Here is a 4,176-nt window from a genome sequence, read left to right on the forward strand (position 1 = left end):
CCGCCACGACCCGACGGCACGCAAGCCCTTGGATCCGCACACCTCGCCGTATGTCACGGATCAGGGCGTCATCGCGGTCCCGTTGTTTCCCTTCCACGCCCTGCACTACCTCCATCGGGGCTTCAGTCCGCCGAGACGCTGCTGCTGCTCGCCGGCACCGCCGTGACCGAATTCGCCGTGCACGAGTAGCTGAAGACCTTCCAGCGCACGCCCGGCGTGCCCGTCTGGGACCCGCACGCCTCCTCCCATCCCCTCACGGTCACCATCACCTGGACGAAGCCGAAGACCACTACCACAGGCTGGCCAGTTTCTGCCCGTCGACGAGTAGGCGCTCCAGGTCCCGGTTCCTCGGCACACCGCTCACTCATCATCACCGGGTTGAGCAACCTGCGGACAGCCCGTTGGGCCGATAGTGATCTTGACGACAGGTCACCGTTCTCGCGGGATGGGGCGGCCAGAGTCAGCAGCCGTACACGCCCGTGATCCTGCTACTAGGCGGTGCCGCCGCGCAGGAAGAGCCAGCCGACGTGGCGCAGGTAGTGGCGGAATTCGGGCGGATCGATGACGTCGAATTCCGCGCCTACGGCGGCCAGAACGAGCACCGGCCAGTCGAAGGCGTCCACCTGCAGGCGCAGGCGGCAGGAGTCGTCGTCAACGGCCTCGACCCACCCACCGGTGACGGCGACGACCGGCTCCACCGCGCCGGCCGGCGCGTGGAGGAGGACGGTGACCTCGTACCGGGTGGGACGGGAGCCGAGCCGTTCGGCGACGAACGCGGCGGCGTCCTCGGCGGGCAGGTCGCGCGGGCGGAAGCGGGCTCCGGTGGCGGCCGGGCCGGTGAGGCGGTCGAGGCGGAAGATGCGCCAGTCGGCGCGGTCGAGGTCCCAGGCGACCAGGTACCAGCGGCGCTTGAGCGAGACGAGCCGGTGCGGCTCGACCAGCCGGGTGGCCGGCTCCCCGGATGGGGTGGCATAGGTGAAGGTGAGCCGTTCGTCATCCCGGCACGCCTGGGCGATCGCGGTGAGCGTGGTGGCGTCGATGTGAGGACCGCCCGCCGGGGCGGTGACCGTATAGGTGCGCAGCGCGTCCACGCGGCGGCGCAATCGGGGAGGCATGACCTGGACGACCTTGGTCAGGGCGCGCAGCGAGGTCTCCTCGATGCCTTCGACGGTGCCGCCGGCGGCCGTGCGCAGGCCGACGGCGATGGCGACGGCCTCCTCGTCGTCGAGCAGCAGGGGCGGCATCGCGGCGCCGGACCTGAGCTGGTAGCCGCCGGCGGTGCCGCGGCCGGAGTGGACGGAGTAGCCGAGCTCGCGCAGCCGGTCGATGTCGCGGCGCAGGGTGCGCTCGCTGACGGCGAGCCGGTCGGCCAGTTCCAGGCCGGGCCAGTGGCGGTGGGTCTGCAGCAGGGACAGCAGTCGCAGCATGCGCGCGCTCGTGTTCGCCATGTTTCCAGGTTCTCTCACCTTCCGGTCAGGAAGTGACCGGAAGCCGCTCTAGCGTTGCCTTCGTGAACGACACAGCGGGAGGAACGCAGATGAAAATCCTGGTGACCGGGGCGACGGGGATCGTCGGCCGCCACGTGGTGGACCAGCTCGTGAGGGCGGGCGCGGAGGTGCGGGCGCTGACCCGCAACCCCGCTGCGGCCAAGCTGCCGCCTCAGGTGGAGGTCGCCCAGGGCGACCTCACCGAGCCCGCGAGCGTGGCCGCCGCGCTGGACGGCGTGGAGCGCATGTACCTGTTCCCCGTGGAGGAGCGCGCCCGGGAGGTCGTCGCGCTGGCCCGTCAGGCGGGCGTACGGCGCGTCGTGGTGTTGTCGGCGGCATCGGTGACCGCCGGCCTGCACACCAGCGGGGTGGAGCAGGCGGTGGAGGAGTCCGGGCTGGAATGGACGCATGTGCGGCCGTGCGCCTTCATGACGAACATGCTGCAGATCTGGGCGCCGTCCATCAGGGCCGAGCGGGTGGTGCGCTACCCCTTCGCGGACGAGCCGATGAACCTGATCCACGAGGCCGACATCGCCGCCGTCGCCGTCGCCGCGCTGCTGCAGGACGGCCATCACGGTAAGGCTTACACCTTGACCGGGCCCGGCTTGGTCACCGTGCGCGAGCAGGTCGCGGCGATCGGCGACGCGCTCGGCGAACCCGTCCGCTACGAGGAGGTCACCCGTGAGCGCGCCCGCGAGCTGATGAAGGCACAAGGCGGGTTCGCCGCCGAGTCGGCCGACCTCATGCTGGGCTTCGTCGAGTACGGCGGCGACGACCCCGACGGCGGCGGCTACGCCGACCAGGACTGGTCGGCGCTGATGCGGGTCTGGCCGGACGTGGAACAGGTCACCGGACGCCCCCCGCGCGGCTATGCCGAATGGGCCCGCGACCATGTCGCGGACTTCCGCTGACCGGCACCGGCCTGCCTGGGCGTCCTCTCCCACCTCGAACGGGACGCCCCACCTCCGCGCAGAATGAGGAACCCACCAATGACCGACGCCCTGATACCGCCGACAACACCCGCGGCGACACCATCAGCGCCACCACCCCCGGCCGCATCTACGTCCTACCGGTTGCGGTGGCCGGCTCTGGCGGTGATCCTCACCGGTTCGGTGATGGAAATGCTGGACTCCACCGTCACCAGCATCGCCGGCCCGGCCATCCGCGCCGACCTCGGCGGCGGCACCTCCCTGATTCAATGGCTCGGGGTGGCCTACACCCTGGCCATGAGCGCCGGCCTGCTGGTCGGCGGCAGGCTCGGCGACATCGCCGGCCGCAAGCGCATGTTCCTCATCGGTGCCGGCGGTTTCGTGGCCGGCTCCCTGCTGTGCGCGATCGCGACCGGGCCGGAGATGATGATCACCGCTCGTGCGATACAGGGCCTGTTCGGCGCCTGCATGATCCCCCAAGGGCTCGGCATGCTGAAGGAGATGTTCCCGCCGCGGGAACTGCAGGCGGCCTTCGGCGCGACGGGCCCGGTCATGGGATTGTCGGCGGTGGGCGGCCCCACCCTGGCGGGGTGGCTGGTCGACACCGACTTCCTCGGCATCGGCTGGCGCATGATCTTCTTGATCAATCTGCCCATCGGGCTGGCTGTCCTGGTCGCCGCGATCACGTTCCTGCCCACGGGCCAGCCGGTTTCAGAAGTTCGGCTCGACCTGCCCGGCGCGGTCCTCGCCTCTTGCGGAGCACTGCTGTTGCTCTTCCCGCTGGTGCAAGGCCGTGAGCATGGCTGGCCGGCCTGGACCTTCGCGATGATGGCGGCCTCCGTCGCGGTGTTCGCCGCCTTCGGATGGCATGAGATCCGCAAGAGTCGCAGCGGCGGCGATCCGCTGATCCTGCCCAGTTTGTTCCGCAAGCGGGCGTTCCTCGGCGGTTTGGCCACCGGGACGATCTACTTCGCCGCCTTCTCGGGGTTCGGCCTGATCTTCAACCTGCACCTTCAGCTGGGCCTCGGCTACAGCCCGCTGCGGGCCGCGGTGGCGGGCATTCCCTTGTCCATCGGCATGGTGGTCGGCATGGGCGTGGTCCAGGTGGTCATGCGTCATGGCCGCAAGGTCCTGTACGTCGGGGCCGTGACGATGACGGCCGGTGTCCTGGCCCTGGTGCCGATGCTCGGCTCGGAGGCCGGATTCTGGCGGCTCGCTCCTGCTCTGCTCATCACCGGGATGGGATCCGGGCTGATCATGGGGCCCTACTTCGACATCGTGCTGGCCGGTGTCGAGCCGCACGAGACCGGCTCGGCTTCCGGCACGCTCACCACGCTGCAGCAGGTCGGCGGCGCTCTGGGGACAGCCGTGCTCGGGACGGTGTTCTTCAGCGGGCTGAACCAAGGGCCTGCCGCGGCCGCCCACGCCTTCTGGACGGTGGCCGGGATGATCGTGCTGACCTTCCTGGCCGCCTTCCTGCTGCCCAGAAAGGCCCGCGAGGCAGAACCCGCCCTGTGACTCGAGCCTGGGGCGCGATGGTGCGCCTGCCGTACGCGGAGCGGCGGGGTCTGCTGGAGCAGATCGTGCGGCCGGGCGCCCGCTGGCAGGTGCCCGTCTACTTCACCGGCCACGCGCAGGCGGCGCTGGAATCGAGCCTGCAGCTGGGTCTAGATGACTGATTCCAAGCCGTACGGCTGAGCGTCAATGGTCGTAGGCGGTGAGGGATCGGGCGGTGGGCCGGCCGGTCTTGTCGTTGTGCC

At 70.3% G+C, this 4,176-nt stretch carries 5 protein-coding genes; 3 read left to right on the plus strand and 2 right to left on the minus strand.

Annotated features, from left to right (window positions below; translation table 11 throughout):
* Positions 1-122: 122 nt before the first annotated feature.
* A complete protein-coding gene (locus ACWEVS_RS45960) occupies positions 123-290 on the minus strand; it encodes a hypothetical protein (protein WP_449931459.1) in 168 nt (55 codons plus the stop codon).
* A 201-nt stretch (positions 291-491) separates the two neighbouring features.
* Positions 492-1,448 carry a helix-turn-helix transcriptional regulator gene (locus ACWEVS_RS45965; protein WP_452557539.1) on the minus strand — a complete coding sequence of 319 codons (957 nt, stop codon included), beginning with the start codon at positions 1,446-1,448 and terminating at the stop codon, positions 492-494.
* A gap of 89 nt (positions 1,449-1,537) precedes the next feature.
* Here ACWEVS_RS45965 and ACWEVS_RS45970 point away from each other — a divergent pair, with 89 nt between their 5' ends.
* The 3 genes from ACWEVS_RS45970 to ACWEVS_RS45980 all read left to right on the plus strand — a co-directional run bounded on the left by ACWEVS_RS45970 (position 1,538) and on the right by ACWEVS_RS45980 (position 4,095).
* Positions 1,538-2,398, plus strand: a complete 861-nt coding sequence (locus ACWEVS_RS45970; protein WP_449931455.1) for an NmrA family NAD(P)-binding protein — start codon at positions 1,538-1,540, stop codon at positions 2,396-2,398.
* Positions 2,399-2,476: 78 nt separating this feature from the next.
* A complete protein-coding gene (locus tag ACWEVS_RS45975) occupies positions 2,477-3,934 on the plus strand; it encodes an MFS transporter (RefSeq protein WP_452557541.1) in 1,458 nt (485 codons plus the stop codon).
* Positions 3,931-4,095, plus strand: a complete 165-nt coding sequence (locus ACWEVS_RS45980; RefSeq protein WP_452557543.1) for a hypothetical protein — start codon at positions 3,931-3,933, stop codon at positions 4,093-4,095. The genes ACWEVS_RS45975 and ACWEVS_RS45980 overlap by 4 nt, the downstream gene beginning before the upstream one ends.
* Positions 4,096-4,176: the final 81 nt, after the last annotated feature.

It is taken from the genome of Nonomuraea sp. NPDC003754, from assembly GCF_053605785.1.

Bases quoted from the DNA above. Each gene is read 5' to 3' on its own strand.
- ACWEVS_RS45965 (WP_452557539.1), bottom strand. From the start codon at position 1,448: ATGGCGAACACGAGCGCGCGCATGCTGCGACTGCTGTCCCTGCTGCAG.
- ACWEVS_RS45970 (WP_449931455.1), top strand. From the start codon at position 1,538: ATGAAAATCCTGGTGACCGGGGCGACGGGGATCGTCGGCCGCCACGTG.
- ACWEVS_RS45975 (WP_452557541.1), top strand. From the start codon at position 2,477: ATGACCGACGCCCTGATACCGCCGACAACACCCGCGGCGACACCATCA.